General features: G+C 29.0%; 15 protein-coding genes and 1 pseudogene. 5 read left to right on the top strand and 11 right to left on the bottom strand.

Annotated features, from left to right (window positions below; genetic code table 11):
* Positions 1-9 precede the first annotated feature (9 nt).
* The 9 genes and pseudogenes from AVANS14531_RS04585 to tig form a co-directional block, all read right to left on the bottom strand.
* Positions 10-1,182, bottom strand: coding sequence for an NRAMP family divalent metal transporter (locus tag AVANS14531_RS04585; protein WP_336611485.1), 1,173 nt, complete (start codon positions 1,180-1,182; stop codon positions 10-12).
* Positions 1,182-1,919, bottom strand: a complete 738-nt coding sequence (locus AVANS14531_RS04580; protein ID WP_336611484.1) for a 5-oxoprolinase subunit PxpA — start codon at positions 1,917-1,919, stop codon at positions 1,182-1,184. The genes AVANS14531_RS04585 and AVANS14531_RS04580 overlap by 1 nt, the downstream gene beginning before the upstream one ends.
* Positions 1,909-2,832: a biotin-dependent carboxyltransferase family protein gene (locus AVANS14531_RS04575; protein WP_336611483.1), complete on the bottom strand. Its 924-nt coding sequence runs from the start codon at positions 2,830-2,832 to the stop codon at positions 1,909-1,911. Before AVANS14531_RS04575 ends, AVANS14531_RS04580 begins: the two co-directional genes overlap by 11 nt.
* On the bottom strand, positions 2,829-3,488 hold the full coding sequence (gene pxpB, locus AVANS14531_RS04570) for a 5-oxoprolinase subunit PxpB (RefSeq protein WP_336611482.1): 660 nt from the start codon (positions 3,486-3,488) through the stop codon (positions 2,829-2,831). Before pxpB ends, AVANS14531_RS04575 begins: the two co-directional genes overlap by 4 nt.
* 9 nt (positions 3,489-3,497) lie before the next feature.
* Positions 3,498-4,277: pseudogene (locus tag AVANS14531_RS04565) on the bottom strand (putative hydro-lyase); the annotation flags it as partial.
* A gap of 1,132 nt (positions 4,278-5,409) precedes the next feature.
* On the bottom strand, positions 5,410-5,925 hold the full coding sequence (def, locus tag AVANS14531_RS04560; protein ID WP_336611481.1) for a peptide deformylase: 516 nt from the start codon (positions 5,923-5,925) through the stop codon (positions 5,410-5,412).
* Complete coding sequence (locus AVANS14531_RS04555; RefSeq protein ID WP_239817119.1) at positions 5,918-6,928, bottom strand: GGDEF domain-containing protein; 1,011 nt, start codon at positions 6,926-6,928, stop codon at positions 5,918-5,920. The genes def and AVANS14531_RS04555 overlap by 8 nt, the downstream gene beginning before the upstream one ends.
* A gap of 9 nt (positions 6,929-6,937) precedes the next feature.
* Complete coding sequence (gene clpP, locus AVANS14531_RS04550) at positions 6,938-7,525, bottom strand: ATP-dependent Clp endopeptidase proteolytic subunit ClpP (RefSeq protein WP_336611480.1); 588 nt, start codon at positions 7,523-7,525, stop codon at positions 6,938-6,940.
* The gene (tig, locus tag AVANS14531_RS04545; protein WP_336611479.1) at positions 7,522-8,811 is read right to left on the bottom strand and encodes a trigger factor; all 1,290 of its coding nucleotides are present in this window, start codon (positions 8,809-8,811) and stop codon (positions 7,522-7,524) included. The genes clpP and tig overlap by 4 nt, the downstream gene beginning before the upstream one ends.
* Before the next feature lie 76 nt (positions 8,812-8,887).
* Between tig and folE the strand changes: the two genes are divergently transcribed.
* From folE to AVANS14531_RS04520, 5 genes are read left to right on the top strand one after another with little or no spacing between them, the layout of a single operon-like run.
* A complete protein-coding gene (gene folE, locus AVANS14531_RS04540) occupies positions 8,888-9,427 on the top strand; it encodes a GTP cyclohydrolase I FolE (protein WP_239817122.1) in 540 nt (179 codons plus the stop codon).
* Positions 9,424-10,719 carry a flagellar protein export ATPase FliI gene (gene fliI, locus AVANS14531_RS04535; protein WP_239817123.1) on the top strand — a complete coding sequence of 432 codons (1,296 nt, stop codon included), beginning with the start codon at positions 9,424-9,426 and terminating at the stop codon, positions 10,717-10,719. Before folE ends, fliI begins: the two co-directional genes overlap by 4 nt.
* A gap of 38 nt (positions 10,720-10,757) precedes the next feature.
* On the top strand, positions 10,758-11,879 hold the full coding sequence (locus AVANS14531_RS04530) for a DUF829 domain-containing protein (RefSeq protein ID WP_336611478.1): 1,122 nt from the start codon (positions 10,758-10,760) through the stop codon (positions 11,877-11,879).
* Positions 11,879-13,237, top strand: coding sequence for a cytochrome P450 (locus AVANS14531_RS04525; protein WP_336611477.1), 1,359 nt, complete (start codon positions 11,879-11,881; stop codon positions 13,235-13,237). The genes AVANS14531_RS04530 and AVANS14531_RS04525 overlap by 1 nt, the downstream gene beginning before the upstream one ends.
* A complete protein-coding gene (locus tag AVANS14531_RS04520; protein WP_336611476.1) occupies positions 13,234-13,620 on the top strand; it encodes a hypothetical protein in 387 nt (128 codons plus the stop codon). Before AVANS14531_RS04525 ends, AVANS14531_RS04520 begins: the two co-directional genes overlap by 4 nt.
* On the opposite strand, the gene AVANS14531_RS04515 is transcribed toward AVANS14531_RS04520, so the two are convergent.
* Positions 13,610-14,644 carry an AI-2E family transporter gene (locus AVANS14531_RS04515; RefSeq protein ID WP_336611475.1) on the bottom strand — a complete coding sequence of 345 codons (1,035 nt, stop codon included), beginning with the start codon at positions 14,642-14,644 and terminating at the stop codon, positions 13,610-13,612. The two genes, AVANS14531_RS04520 and AVANS14531_RS04515, sit on opposite strands and share 11 nt — an antisense overlap.
* Positions 14,641-15,060 (bottom strand): Hpt domain-containing protein, encoded by a 420-nt coding sequence (locus tag AVANS14531_RS04510; RefSeq protein WP_336611474.1) that lies wholly within the window; start codon positions 15,058-15,060, stop codon positions 14,641-14,643. Before AVANS14531_RS04510 ends, AVANS14531_RS04515 begins: the two co-directional genes overlap by 4 nt.
* Positions 15,061-15,066 lie beyond the last annotated feature (6 nt).

The following is a 15,066-nucleotide window of genomic DNA, read 5'->3' as shown; positions in this document are numbered from 1 at the left end:
TCTTTTTGATTAAGAGTTTATATATTTCATTGTGGTTTCGTAGCATAAATAAGCCATAGCAATAGTTATAATCCAACCAAATAAAGCTAATAATTTAGAATGATTATAATCTCCTACTATGTTTTTCTTATATGCAGCAATCAAAATCACACATAAAGCAATAGGTAAAATAAATCCGTTTAAAGTCCCAACTAGAATTAAAACTTGAGTAGGACGACCTATGGTAGAAAATACTAAGGTTGAAAATATTATAAATGCTATTATTATGTTATTTTCATTCTTTTTAAGCCATGGGCTAAAGCTTGAAATAAAACTTACCGAAGTATAAGCACAGCCAACAACCGAAGTAATAGAAGCAGCCCAAATAACTATACCAAAAACAATGCTTCCAAATGAACCTAAAATATATTCAAACGGAGTTAAAGCAGGATTATTAGGATTTAACTTAACGCCTAAAGAAATAACGCCTAAAACAGCTAAAAATAAAAATACTCTAATAATACTTGCTATTAGTATTCCTGAAATTGAGCTTTTGCTAACTTCTTTTAAATTTTCTTTGCCACTTATCCCTGCATCAAGCAAACGATGAGCACCTGAAAATGTGATATATCCACCAACGGTTCCGCCTATTAAAGTTACTAGGCTTAGTGCATTAAACTTAGATGGCACAAAGGTTTCTACTACAACTTCTTTAAAAGGTGGATTTGCCTTAAAAACAATATAAATAATAATTAAGATTAACAATGCTCCTAAGATTTTTGCAAATCTATCCATATGAGCACCTGCGTCTTTATGAATAAAAATCCCAATAGCAATAATTGCACTAATACAAGCTCCTAAAATAGGATTAATTCCAAATATCGTCTCAAATCCAAGCCCAGCTCCTGCAATATTTCCTATATTAAAAGCAAGTCCGCCCAAAATAATCAAAAATGATAATAAATACCCAACTCCAGGAAAGACTTTATTAGCAATATCTTGAGCCTTTAATTTACTTACTGCAATTACTCTCCATACGTTAAATTGAACCCCTATATCCATAATAACTGACATTAAAATAATAAAGGCAAAACTAGCTCCTAAATCAGCTGTAAAACTTGCAGTTTGAGTTAAAAACCCAGGGCCAACTGCTGAAGTTGCCATTAAAAACGCAGCCCCTAAAACGGCACGATTATCTTTCATTAATTACTCCTTATGCTTATGTTGTTTTCTTCTAAAGTTTTTTTGATTTTTTTAGCAAATAAAATTGCTTTTTCGTTATCTCCGTGCAAGCATAAACTTTCAGCCTTTATAGGAACTTTTTTGCCATTTTCACTAATTACAAATGAGTTTTTAATCATTCTTAAAACTTGATTTATAGCTTCATTTTCATCTTTAATAACAGCATTTTCTTTACTTCTTGATACTAACAAGCCCTCGTCTGTATATCTTCTATCTGCAAAAACTTCGCTAATTGATTTAATGCCAACTTCATTTGCAGCACTAATTAAACACGAATTACTAAGCCCCATTAAAGCAATATCTTCGCCTAATTTTGCAACTTCTATTGCGATATTTTTAGCTAGTTTAAAATCTACGCAAGCCATATTGTATAAAGCTCCATGTGGCTTAACATAGCTTAATTTAACCCCTACCAATTCACACATTTGCTTTATCGCACCAAATTGATAAGCAAGCAAGGCTTTTAGCTCAACTTCACTTAAATTTTCATTACTTCTTCCAAAATTAGCCCTATCATCAAAGCCAGGGTGTGCTCCTATTCTTAAGCCTAATTCTTTTGCAAGTTTAAGTGTCTTTAAAATCTCTTTATAATTGCCTGCATGAAGACCACAGCAAACATTTACCGAGCTAATTACTCTCATAATCTCTTCATCATTACCAATGCCTTCAGCTAAATCTGAATTAAAATCAATTTTCACTTGCATACTCCTTTACTTGATTTATATGTGATATTCTTTCTTTTTTAGCTTCTAAGGCTTCTTTTAAATCTACTAATTCAAAAGAGATTTTGCTATTAATTCTACTTTGAGCAAAAAGCCCTAAATCAGCCTCAATTACTTGAGCAATTTTTGCATAACCGCCTGTAGTTTGTGCGTCTTTTAATAAAACAATAGGATCTCCACCACTTGGCACTTGAATAGTCCCTGCACTAACTCCGTGAGATGCTAAAGAAAGCTCTTCTTTTAAATCTAATTTAAAATCACTTTTTAATCTATACCCCATTCTATTACTTGAGCTTGTGATTAAAAACTCATTATTTAATAAATTGTGTTTAGCCTCATCACTAAAATAATCCCACTCACTACCCTTTAATATCCTAATGCTTTTTCTATTTTTAATACCCGCTACTGCTATTTGAGATAAATTCATTCTTGAGCCTATGCTAAGCTCATCACCTACTTTTAATGCTCTTCCATTTAATCCGCCAAAATTTGCACTAAGATTTGTAGAAGCTGAGTTTAAAACCAAATCAGCCTTAAAGCCACCATAAGCACAAATATAAGCACACATTCCTGACATTGCTCTTACTAATCTTAAGGTTTTTCCTGCTTCAATTCTAATTCTGTAATTATTATGAATTGGCTTTTCATCTATAAAAGCTTCATAATTTGCTCCTGTGATACAAAAAGTCATTGCTTTATCGCAATATATTTCAATACCGCCTAAAATAACTTCAATTGCAGGTGCGTTTAAATCATTGCCTAATAAAGCATTTCCTAACATAAAGCTCCATTTATCCAAAGCTCCGTTTTCATTAACCCCATAAGCTTTATAATTTAGCCTTCCTAAATCTTGAATGCTAGAAATTGATGAAACTTTTGTAATTTTCATAATCTCTCCTTAATGCTATTAATTACAAACTTAAGCTTATCTCCTGCTTTTAAAAGGCTTGGCTCATCACTATTAATATCAAATAATTTTGTTTTAGTATTGCCTATTATGTTCCAACCACCTGGACTTTGATAAGGATATATTCCAGTTTGAGCTCCGCCTATACCAACTGAACCTGCAGGGATTTTTAGTCTTGGAGTGTTAAGTCTTGGAGTATGCAGCCTAATATCAAGCCCACCTAAATAAGCAAAACCAGGTTGAAAACCTATAAAATAAACATCATAAATAGGCTCGGCGTGTAATTTCGCAAATTCGCTCATACTCATACCCTTAGCCTTAGCAATTACTTTTAAATCAAGTCCTAAATCCCCACCATAATCAACTGCAATTTCTACTAATTTTCCATTTAACTCAAGTGGTTTTATGTGTTTTATTAGTTCGTTTAATTCGCTTTGTAAATCTAATAATTCTTTATAATTTAAATCACTTGTTAGCACATAAACACTATTCATACCAACTACTACTTCTTTAATATGAGCTTTGTTTTTAAGCTCTTCGTTAAGCGCGTAGCAAAGACGTTGATTTTGCATACTAATAGGAGGTGCTAGGTATAAAAGAAGTGAAGTTTCACTCGTTATTATAAACTCATTATACATTTTACACTCCTAAAATACTGAATATTCATTATCTTGCTTATCAGTTACGAACATATAGCCAGGCGAATGTGTTATCATAATCTCAGGTTTGCTAGTAAGTGCAATGCTTTGTGGAGTTACCCCGCAAGCCCAAAATACACAAACTTCATCAGGATAAATAGTAGATGCGTCGCCAAAATCAGGCTTTGAAATATCTTTTATGCCTATTTCACTTGGATTTCCTATGTGAATTGGAGCTCCATGAACGCTTGGAAAAAGTGCTGTTGTAGTTGTAGCTCTAATTAAATCCTTGTATTTAATAGGTCTCATTGATACAACCATTTTTCCATGAAATTTACCCGCACTAAGGCAATCAGTATTTGTAATATACATAGGCACATTATGATCTTCTTCAATGTGTCTTAAAGGGATTTTGTGATTTATCAAAGCTGCTTCAAATGAAAACGAACAGCCCATTAGAAAGCTTACATAATCATCTTTAAAATAATTTATAATATCGCTTACTTCATCTACTAATTCGCCTTTTTTATATATTCTATATTTAGGAATGCTTGTTCTAATGTCTGCGTTATCAGCACATATTTTGGTTAAATACTCTCCTGCATCAAGCACTTCTATCAAAGGACAAGGTTTTGGATTTCTTTGACAAAATAGCAAAAAATCATAAGCATCACTCTTTGGCAAAATCGCAAGATTTGCTTGAACATAATTAGGACATACGCCTGAAGTAGGTTTATTGAACTCGTTTTTTGAAATCAAAGCTCTTAATTCTTTTGGGGTCATTTTATCTCCTTTAGTTTTATTTTGATTGTAATGTTAAATAATGTGAAATTTTGTAAAAAAATAAAATATTATTTTTAGTTGTTACTAGATTACTCAAATAATAATATGTATTTAAGAAGTTTAAAGAATTTGAAATAAGAATTTCAAAATAAAAAAGTAATTTTTACACATTTTAAAAATTACTAGAGGTATAAGCTACAAATTATTATGCTAAATATTTAGGATAATTCATTTAGCTTAATTAAATTCCTATTTCAAATTCTTAAGAATTTTTACGATATTAAATGTAATTTTGGCTATTTTTTTATGTGCTTTAAAGATAAATTAATTTAGTATGCAAAGCTATAAAATATTTTTAACTTAAATAGAATTTATGAAATCAAATTCCTATTTCAAATTCTTTAAAAATTTAAACAAAAACTATTGATAATCATTATAAGCTCAGCACTCAACCAATCTCAACCAATCTCAACCAATCTCAACCAATCTCAACCAATCTCAACCAATCTCAACCAATCTCAACCAATCTCAACCAATCTCAACCAATCTCAACCAATCTCAACCAATCTCAACCAATCTCAACCAATCTCAACCAATCTCAACCAATCTCAAGCAAAACACTCCAAACACTTAACCTAAGTAGTAAGCGCTAAAATTCAAACTAAAAGAAAAAAATATAAAAGTATTTGAAGTTTATGTTTAATTATTTAAACAAACAAAAGAATTTAGATTAGAAATTTACTTTTAAAATTTATAAGATTATGCTTGATAAATTAAAAGCTAATATTTTAAAATAATGCAAGTAAAAGTTGTAATCTTGATTTACATAAAAAACAAATGAATACTTTTAATTTTATAAGGTCTAATATTATTTAAATTCCTAATTCAAATTCTTTGAAATTTGTAATTATTTTGGCTTTGCTCGTGTGATTACAAAATTTTGCTAATTTTAAACACAAATACATTTAATAGTAGTTCGCTTATAATTTTGTATTTTATTTTTGATTAGATATTGAAAATTCAAAGAATTTAAATTAAGAATTACTTTAAAACATTAAAAATTAATCATTTAAATAATTATTAAAACCTAGACTTATTGTTTATTATATAAGATAAATAACCTTAGCTTGAGCTAAGATTATTTTTTAGACTTTTTAGAGTTTTTTAAATGTTTTTCTAGTTTTTTTCTTCCGTTAAAAGATAGTTTTTCTATAAATAAATGTCCATTTAAATGATCGTTTTCATGCTGAATAGCAACTGCTAAAAGCCCATCAGCCTCAAGACTTTTTGCATTGCCAAATCTATCGCAGTAATCAACCTTAATCCTATCGTATCTAGTTACTTCTTCAAAAAATCCAGGAACACTAAGACAACCTTCTTCATAAACTTGAGTTCCTTCTCCAATAGGAGTAATTACGGGATTAATAAATTCAATTAAATCTTCTTTGTTTTGCTCTTCTTTATCATTTAATAGATTTATTAAGAATATTCTTAAAGGTTTTGCTACTTGAATTGCAGCCAGGCCTATGCCATTTGATGAAATCATAGTTTCATACATATCATCTAAAAGTTTATGTAGATTTTCATCAAATTTCTCTACTTCTTGGCTTCTTGTAAAAAGAAGTTTATTTGGATATGTGATTATTTCAAGCATCTTCTTCGCTATCTCCAACAACAGCATAAATTTCTTTGTCTTTACCTGTATTAGGCAATACACTAATAGCTTCTAAGATTTGTTCTTCATAATTATCGCCACTAAGCGCTACAACACTCATTTCTATATTGATATCAATCTCATTATCATTAATAAAAAACGTTGTATTATAAAATAAATCAGAAATTCTCTCACAAGCTTTCTTAGCATTTACTATATTTGTATGCTTCATAGCCATTACAAATATTCCATCACCAAAATGTGCTACTACGTCGCTTCTTCTTGAAGTTTTTAATAATAACTTAGCAACATTTCTCATTAAAAGATTTTTGTCTTTTTGTAGTTCAATTGTATTTAATAAACTATCTTTAATTTTTACAAACATTAGTGATATTGAATAGCCATATTTTTTAATATCTTCTATATCTTGAGTTATATTGCTGTATAAATATCTTTTATTAAATACTCCGAATTTATCATCAAACTCACTTTGCTCATTTACCCTATTATGGATTTTTACAATCTCATCATAACCTTTTTTAATGCTATTTAATTGTATATCAAGAGCAGTTGTGAGCTTTGCCATATCACTATCAAGTGATTTTAAGATATTTTGAATTGATAAAGAGCCAGTTGCAATACTTAAATCCCCTATTTTTTTCTTAATCAACGCTTTCATTGTAGTGATGTTTTTATAAATCGCTGCAATTGAGCCAACTAATTGCTTAATATTTGCAAAAGTTTCTTTAATATCTTGTTCAATCACTGCTATTTTATTGCTTTGATCTTCTTTTTCATAAGATATCATTTCATTAACTCTTTTTTTAAACGCCATAGGTTTAGTATCAAGCATTTTTTCAAAATATATAGCATAATTAGTAGGAGTTGGTGGAACATTATCTTCAATTAATTGTTTAATTACTTGTTGAGTAAATTTCTCAAACTCTCCACCGCTAAGTTTTTGAATCTTAGGAGATTCATCATAAATTACATCTTTATTCAAAGCCCTATCCTATTTAAAACTTTTTTCTAATACCTTATCAATTAATCCATATTTTAAAGCTTCATCTGAGCTCATAAAATAATCTCTTTCAGTGTCTTTTTCTATTTTAGCAAGTTTATTGCCTGTGTTTTCAGCTAATATTTTATTAAGAGTTGCTTTTAATCTTAAAATTTCTTTAGCTTGTATTTCAATATCAGTTGCTTGTCCTCTTGCTCCGCCTAGTGGTTGATGTATCATAATTCTTGCATTTGGTAAAGCAAATCTTTTGCCTTTAGCACCTGAGCTAAGTAAAAATGCACCCATTGAAGCAGCCTGACCTATACAAATTGTGCTAACATCAGGTTTAATATAATTCATAGTATCAAATATACTAAATCCACTAGTAACTACACCACCTGGGCTATTTATATATAAATAAATATCCTTATTAGCATCTTGAGCTTCAAGAAATAATAATTGAGCAACAACACTAGCTGCTACTTCATCATTTATCTCTCCACTTAAAAGAATAATTCTATCTTTAAGTAAGCGAGAGTAGATATCATAACTTCTCTCGCCTTTGCTAGTTTTTTCAACTACATATGGAATGTAGCTCATTTATCTTTTCCTAAAAATAAATCAGCAAATAATTTTTCTTCTACTAAGCTCATTCTAACAGCTGGTAAAGTTCCATTTTTTGTATAAGTTTCAATTAGTTGTTTTGGATCCATTCCATATCTTAAAGCTTCAAAATAAATAGCTTGTGCTACTTCTTGATCATTTACAACTACTTTTCTTAATTTTGCTAACTCATCAACAATGAAAGTTAATTTAACGCTCTTTAAAGCTTCTGCTTCATATTCTTTTCTTTTTTCTTCTAGATATTTTTCATCTTTTAATTTATCAAATTCTTCTTTACTAAAGCTTCTTGCTGCTTGATTGAATTGTAAATTAGTTTCTTGCTCTAATATATTTTGTGGAACTGCAAAATCATATTTTTCTAGCATTTTTTCAACAAATTCTTGCTTTAATTTCTCATCAATTTGTTTAAATTTAGCTTCTGTTTCTAATTGTTCTTTAATCTTTTCATCTAAGATTGCTTCGGTTGGGTTTTCTACACCTGGTAATAATTTTTTAAGTAATTCTTCATCAATTTCAGGTAATTTTCTTCCATGAATTTCATGTAGTTTTACTTTAAATACAGCTTTTTTACCTGCTAAATGTGCTGCTTGATAATTCTCTGGGAAAGTTACTTCTATATCTTTTTCTTCGCCAACTTTTAATTCAATCATACCATCTTCAAAACCTGGGATAAATTGATTGCTACCGATTTCTAGCATATAATTTTCTGCTTTTCCACCCTCAAATGCAACACCATCAACAAAGCCTTCAAAGTCAAATTTAGCATAATCACCTTTTTTAAGGATTTGTTTTTTTGTCTTTTCAAGTGGAGCGTATTGTTTTAACATAGCTTCTTTTCTAGCTTTAATGTCTTTTTCTTTAATTTCTTCTATTTTTAGCTCAGGAACTAAAGCTTCATAACCTGTTAAGTCAATTGTTGGTCTAAATGAAATTACAAATTCAAATTCTATTCCATTTTCTTTTCTTTCAAACTTCTTAAAGCTTGGCTCACCGATTAATTCTTTTTCTTCTTTACCTGTTTGTTTTACAGCTTCTTTATAAGCATTTGTGATTGCTTCTTGCTCTGCATCTTTTACTAAAGAATCTTTATATCTTGATAATACTACATTTACAGGTACTTTACCTTTTCTAAATCCAGCAACTTGCATAGTCTTGCTAGCTTTTACAGCTATTTCTTTAATCTTTTCATCTAATAAAGATTGCTCAATAACACCGCTTACTGAGTAATTAATTTCGTTGATTTTTGTTGTACTAAGTTTCATTAAACTACCTTTTGTAAAATATTTCGCACAATTCTAGCTAAAAAAATTAATCATTGGCAAAATATAAAGGTAAAGAATGAAAGATTTAATTAAAGATTTATTAATAAAAATCGGAGAAAATCCAGACCGAGAAGGACTAATAAAAACCCCTGAAAGAGTTCAAAAATCTTATGAATACTTATGCAGTGGTTATCATCAAAACCCAAAAGATATTCTAAATGAAGCGATTTTTAATACAGACAATAATGAAATGGTTTTAGTAAAAGACATTGATTTTTATAGTTTATGCGAACACCATTTATTGCCTTTTTTTGGAAAAGTTCATATCGCATATATTCCAAATGGCAAGGTTGTAGGACTTTCAAAACTTCCTAGACTTGTAGAAGTATTTGCAAGACGCCTGCAAATTCAAGAACAATTATGCGAACAAATCAGCAATTCATTATATGAAATATTAAAACCAAAAGGTGTAGCTGTAACTATTGAAGCAGAGCATTTATGTATGCAAATGCGTGGCATTCAAAAAGTAAATTCAAAAACCATAACAAGCTCACTTAAAGGAATATTTTTAAGCGACGAAAGAACTAGGAAAGAGTTTTACTCTCTAATAAAATGAATTTAGAAAGATTAAAGAAAAAAATAGCACAAATTCCAAAATCTCAAAACTTTGGCTATATATATAAAATTAGTTCAATTAGCATTGAGATTAAAGGTTTAACAACTAGCGTAGGTGATTTAATAAGACTTGAAAATGAAGAAAAAACTGCTTATGCAATGGTTGTTAAGATTGAAGAATTTATAAGCTTTTTAAGCCCTTTTGATTTCGTAGAAGGCTTTAAAGTAGGCGATAAAGCTTTCATGGAAGAAGCAGGAATGAAAATCCCTTGTTCAATGGAATTGCTTGGGCGTGTGGTTGATCCTTTTATGAGACCAAAAGATGGAAAAGACAAAATAAATCCTACAAAAATGATGCCTATTTTAAGAGCTCCTATTGAAGCCTTAAAGCGTGGGCTTATAAGCGAGCCTTTTCCTGTTGGGATTAAAAGTATTGATGGGCTTTTAACTTGTGGAGTTGGGCAAAAATTAGGCATATTTGCAGGCTCTGGAGTTGGAAAATCAACCCTTATGGGAATGATAGTTAAAAACGCTCCTGCAGCAGTAAAAGTAGTAGCATTAATAGGCGAGCGTGGGCGTGAGATACCTGAGTTTATTCACAAAAACTTAGGCGGAAAAATGGATGATACCGTAATGATAGTAGCAACTAGCGATGATAGTGCTTTGATGCGTAAATACGGAGCATTTTGTGCTATGAGTGTTGCTGAGTTTTTTAAAGAGCAAGGAATGGATGTTCTTTTTATTATGGATAGTGTTACTCGTTTTGCTATGGCACAAAGAGAAATCGGACTTGCATTAGGTGAGCCACCAACTGCTAAAGGCTATCCACCAAGTGTTTTTAACCTACTACCACAATTAATGGAGCGTGCTGGTAAAGAAGAAGGAAAAGGAACTATAACAGCATTTTTTACCGTGCTTGTAGATGGAGATGATATGAGCGATCCTATCGCTGATCAAAGTAGATCAATTCTTGATGGGCATATTGTTCTTGATAGAAATCTAACTGATTTTGGAATATATCCACCTATAAATATTCAAAACTCAGCAAGCAGGGTTATGGGAGATGTTGTTACGCCTGAACATAAAAAAAATGCAGCAAAGTTTAAAAGACTTAATTCCGTGCTAAAAGAAAATGAAACCTTAATTAGAATTGGAGCTTATGTTAAAGGTAGCGATAAAGAGCTTGATTTTGCAATTTCTAAAAAAGATTATATGAATGATTTTTTAAGACAAGGAAATGATGAAGCTTTTGCCTTTGAAGAAGTTCTTAGTATGCTTGATAAAATCAATTAGAATTTGAATTCGGAATTTAAATAATAAAGGAAGAAATAATGCATAACAAAGATATCTTTTATATAGCAGGATACGATCCTAGAAGTTATAGGTATTATTATAAAACTTACAAAGAAAATATTAAAAAATATAATAAAATAACAAACGAAAATGTGCAAATTAGTACTATTTATAATGATAAAGAATATAATTATTTTTTAATTGAAAATACAAATTTAAAAGCAAAATATGCTTTTTTAGAATGGCAAGAAATTATTAAAGAAAATTGGTCTAAAAGTTCTTTGCAAATACTAAAAGATTTTTTTTATTTGTTATTTAATTTTATACTTAATTTTAAATTTATTAGATTTTATAAAGTTTATAAAATATCTTTAATAGCAGGATTTTATCCACCTATTTATATTGTTTTATTTTTATCTATGGTGTTTTTTATAATTTATAAATCATTTTCTTATTTTGATAATATTTATCTTTTTATATTTTTTGTAATAATTTTAATATTTTTTGCTAATAAATTATTTTTATACTTTGGAAAAAAATTTGCGGCATTTTGGCTATTAAATATTTGTGTTTTTTCTTCGAAATTAGCTAAAAACAAAATTAAAGATATTGATAATATTGTAAACAAATTTGCAAATGAAATCATAAACACTCTTAAAAATAATCAAGAATCTTTAAATTATGAATTAATATTAATCTCTCATAGTGTTGGAACAATTATTAATATTTTAGTATTAAACGAAGTTATTAAACAGTGTGTTGAGCAAAATATATCTTATGATAATTTAAAAATTTTAACACTTGGGGAGTGTATTTTACTGTGTTCTTTAGTTGATAAAAAAAGTGACTTTATAAAAAAATTAGATTTTTTATCAGATAAAAAAATATTTTGGGTTGATTTTACCTCTAAAATAGATGGGGCTTGCTTTTATCTTGTAGATTTTTTTGAAAAAAGTGGTGTAAAGTCAAATCCAAATGTTTTATACTTATCAAGTGCATTTTACAAACTATATGATAAACTATATTATAAGAAAATTATGAGAAAATGGTATACAGTACATTTTATGTATTTATTTGCAACAGATTTTATAGGAAGATATAATTTCTTTGCTTTTAGTGCTAAAGAAGATTTTTTAGAAAATAAATTAAAGGAACTATAATGAAAACATGTCCATTTCATCCAAAACCACATAAAAATAAAGCTTCAATATTCACCACATTTTTATTAAAAAGACGTTCTTGGCTTGATGGTTTATATGAAAGAAGCTATAAAATGAAAGCTGGTAGGGTAAAAATGCCAGGGTTTGATCTACATATCATAAATGATACTAAAGAAGTAAGAAGGATGATGGTTGATGAAGTGGAAGAATTTCCAAAAAGTACCCTATTGCATGAATTTTTAGAACCTTTACTTGGAGTTAGTGTTTTTACTACAAATGATGAAGTATGGCAAAAACAAAGAGAATTATTAAACCCTTCATTTGAATTAACTAGAGTAAATAAAGTCTTTAATATAATGTGTGATGCTGCTAAGGATTTGATTATAAGATTAAATAAATACGATGATAATGCAATTGTTGAAGTAGATGAGCATATGACTTTTACTACTGCTGATGTTATTTTTAGAACAATTATGTCTTCTAAACTAGATGAAAAAAAAGGTAAAATTGTATTAGATGCTTTTACTGCATTTCAAGACCAGACAGCTAAGACAGCTATTAGAAATATGTTTTGTATACCTCATTTTATTAGCATGATTTTAGGGGAAAGAAAAAGAATTCAAGCAGGAGAAACTATTAGAAAAGTCTTAAGTGATATTATAAAACCAAGATACGATAACTATAAAGATGGTGAATTTGAAGATATATTATCAACTCTACTTACTACTATAGATCCTGATACTAATGAAAGATTTAGCTTTAAGGAAATTTTAGACCAAGTAGCAATGTTATTTTTAGCAGGACATGAAACGACTGCTAGCTCACTAACTTGGACTTTATATATTTTAAGTATGGCAAAAAAAGAACAAGAGTTAGCTTATCAAGAAGTCTTAGAATATTTTAATACTGATGAACTTGATATAAATGCTATTAAAAAGATGAAGTATTTAACAAATGTATTTAAGGAAGCATTAAGATTGTATCCACCGGTTGGATTTTTTGCAAGAGAAACTAGAAATGATTGCCAGATTAGAGATAAAATGGTTAAAAAAGGAGCTGGAGTAGTGATTGCTCCTTGGCTTATTCATAGGCATGATGACTATTGGGAAAATCCACATGAGTTTGATCCAACGAGATTTGATAGACCTATTAAAAAGGATGCTTATATTCCTTTTGGATTAGGTAAAAGAGTTTGTATAGGGCAAGGTTTTGCAATGCAAGAAGCGGTTATTATATTAGCTCATATACTAAAAAACTATGAATTAACACTTGAAGATGGCTTTGTCCCTGATGTTGTAGGAAGACTTACAATAAGATCAGCAAATGGTGTAAATATTAAGCTAAGTAGGAGAAAATGAGAAAAAAACTAAGCCTAAAAGAAAGATTAGCAGGGACTATTTTGCTTTGTGCAATAGTTCCTATGGCTGTTATTTCATATTTATTTATAGTAATTGTTGGTACTTTTGGTAATGTTGCAAGAGTAAGACAAGGTGTAAGAGCTTTAGACCATTTTGTAAATGCTACACTATTTAATGGCTATGCAATAGAGTCTATTTCGTCACACGCTTGGAGAAAAAAAGATAAAAAATGGGCAAAATTTATCATTTGGCTAACTGATAAATTTGAAAAAGATCATTGTAAAAAAGCAAATAAAAGAGAACAAGAGCTTGTTGATTTAATGTTAAAAAAGAAATTAGATCAACAAACTGTAGGAATAATTAAAGATAAAATTAATTCTTAGCTTCCATAATCAAAACATATAATTTAACTACTGATAAAAATAGTGCCAAAATAGCAGGTCCAAGTATAACTCCCCAAAATCCAAAAGTAGAAATACCTGCAATCATCGCAAAAAATATCAAAAGTTCATTGATATTTGCTGGGGTTTTTAATAGTTTTTCATTTATCCATTTAATTATCAAAGGCTTTATAAATGTATCTGCAATAATAGAAATCATCACAATAGAATAAAGTGCAATCACTATTGCATTAGTAGTATTTCCGTGAGAATACTCATAAAGGCTTACAGGAACCCAAAGTAAAGCCCCACCTATTAATGGAATTAGCGAAGAAATCGCATATAAAATCCCCATTAAAAGCCCATCATATCCAAAATACACTAAAAACATCGCAAACAAACAACCTTCAAAAACTGCAGTAATAATCACAGAATAAAACACAACACTCATAACGTTTGAGACTTCACTTAAAATGTTTTCAAATTCTTTTTTTCTAAGTGGAAGTAATCTTTTAAAAAATCCTACCAGCTCTACTCCATAATAATTTGCGAAAAAATAAAAAATCACAATAAGAACTAATTCTGTAAAGAATTTAGCCCCTGATTTGGTAAAATTTGAAGCATAATTTAGAATGTTTTTACCTAAATTATTTAAATCAATTTCATTTAAAAATTCTTTTATTTTAGGCTCTACAAAACTAAATTCGTCGGGTAAATTAAAATCAATTGCCTTTAATTTTGTAATAGTTGTTTGAACTTGTGTTAAATCAAATTCTTTTATAGAACTTGCAAGAGAAAAACTAGTATATCCTAAAGGAGCAAAAAACAATAAAGACATTAAAGCAGTCAAAATTATAGGTGCTAGATATTTTTTTTTAGTTTTAACAAATATTTTATGATGAAGATTTGCTGTTGCAACTGCCATTAAAACAGCTATTGCTATTGTTAATAAAAACGGACGAAATAAATATAATAAACAGCAAAACACTAATAAAACTAAGCAAGTAATAAAGACTTTTGTATTCACTTATTTAGCCTTTCTGGTATTTTGATTATTTTAGGATTTAGTGCTGATAAATAAGAATTATTTTCATTAAAATCAATTTTATAGATAATAAATTGATCGGTTATTAATAAAAGCCAGTCAATTAATTCATCGCTTGCAGGCCCACTCATAGCTCTAGCTTCATCTAAAACATCTTCAACAATTTTGCAAATATTTACGAATTGATTAATTTTTAAAAATCCACTAGCACTTTTCATATTGTGAAACATTCTAAATAATTCGTTAATTTTTTCAGAATATTTAACCTCATCTTCTAAAGCTATTATAACAGGCTCTAAAGAATCGCAAAATATATTAAAATGCGTCATAAAATCATCAACAATATCAAAATCAAATTCTAATTCTAATTGTCCTAAAAGTCCTAAATTTTTATTCATGTAATC

Source organism: Campylobacter sp. Cr9, from assembly GCF_020138295.1.
Taxonomy (GTDB): domain Bacteria; phylum Campylobacterota; class Campylobacteria; order Campylobacterales; family Campylobacteraceae; genus Campylobacter_E.
Note: the sequence above shows the minus strand (reverse complement) of the source record. Positions and strands in the feature narration are given on the sequence as shown.

Coding starts and splice junctions, on each gene's coding strand:
- AVANS14531_RS04585 (WP_336611485.1), bottom strand. CDS start 1,182: ATGAAAGATAATCGTGCCGTTTTAGGGGCTGCGTTTTTAATGGCAACT.
- AVANS14531_RS04575 (WP_336611483.1), bottom strand. CDS start 2,832: ATGAAAATTACAAAAGTTTCATCAATTTCTAGCATTCAAGATTTAGGA.
- pxpB (WP_336611482.1), bottom strand. CDS start 3,488: ATGTATAATGAGTTTATAATAACGAGTGAAACTTCACTTCTTTTATAC.
- def (WP_336611481.1), bottom strand. CDS start 5,925: ATGCTTGAAATAATCACATATCCAAATAAACTTCTTTTTACAAGAAGC.
- clpP (WP_336611480.1), bottom strand. CDS start 7,525: ATGAGCTACATTCCATATGTAGTTGAAAAAACTAGCAAAGGCGAGAGA.
- tig (WP_336611479.1), bottom strand. CDS start 8,811: ATGAAACTTAGTACAACAAAAATCAACGAAATTAATTACTCAGTAAGC.
- folE (WP_239817122.1), top strand. CDS start 8,888: ATGAAAGATTTAATTAAAGATTTATTAATAAAAATCGGAGAAAATCCA.
- fliI (WP_239817123.1), top strand. CDS start 9,424: ATGAATTTAGAAAGATTAAAGAAAAAAATAGCACAAATTCCAAAATCT.
- AVANS14531_RS04530 (WP_336611478.1), top strand. CDS start 10,758: ATGCATAACAAAGATATCTTTTATATAGCAGGATACGATCCTAGAAGT.
- AVANS14531_RS04525 (WP_336611477.1), top strand. CDS start 11,879: ATGAAAACATGTCCATTTCATCCAAAACCACATAAAAATAAAGCTTCA.
- AVANS14531_RS04520 (WP_336611476.1), top strand. CDS start 13,234: ATGAGAAAAAAACTAAGCCTAAAAGAAAGATTAGCAGGGACTATTTTG.
- AVANS14531_RS04510 (WP_336611474.1), bottom strand. CDS start 15,060: ATGAATAAAAATTTAGGACTTTTAGGACAATTAGAATTAGAATTTGAT.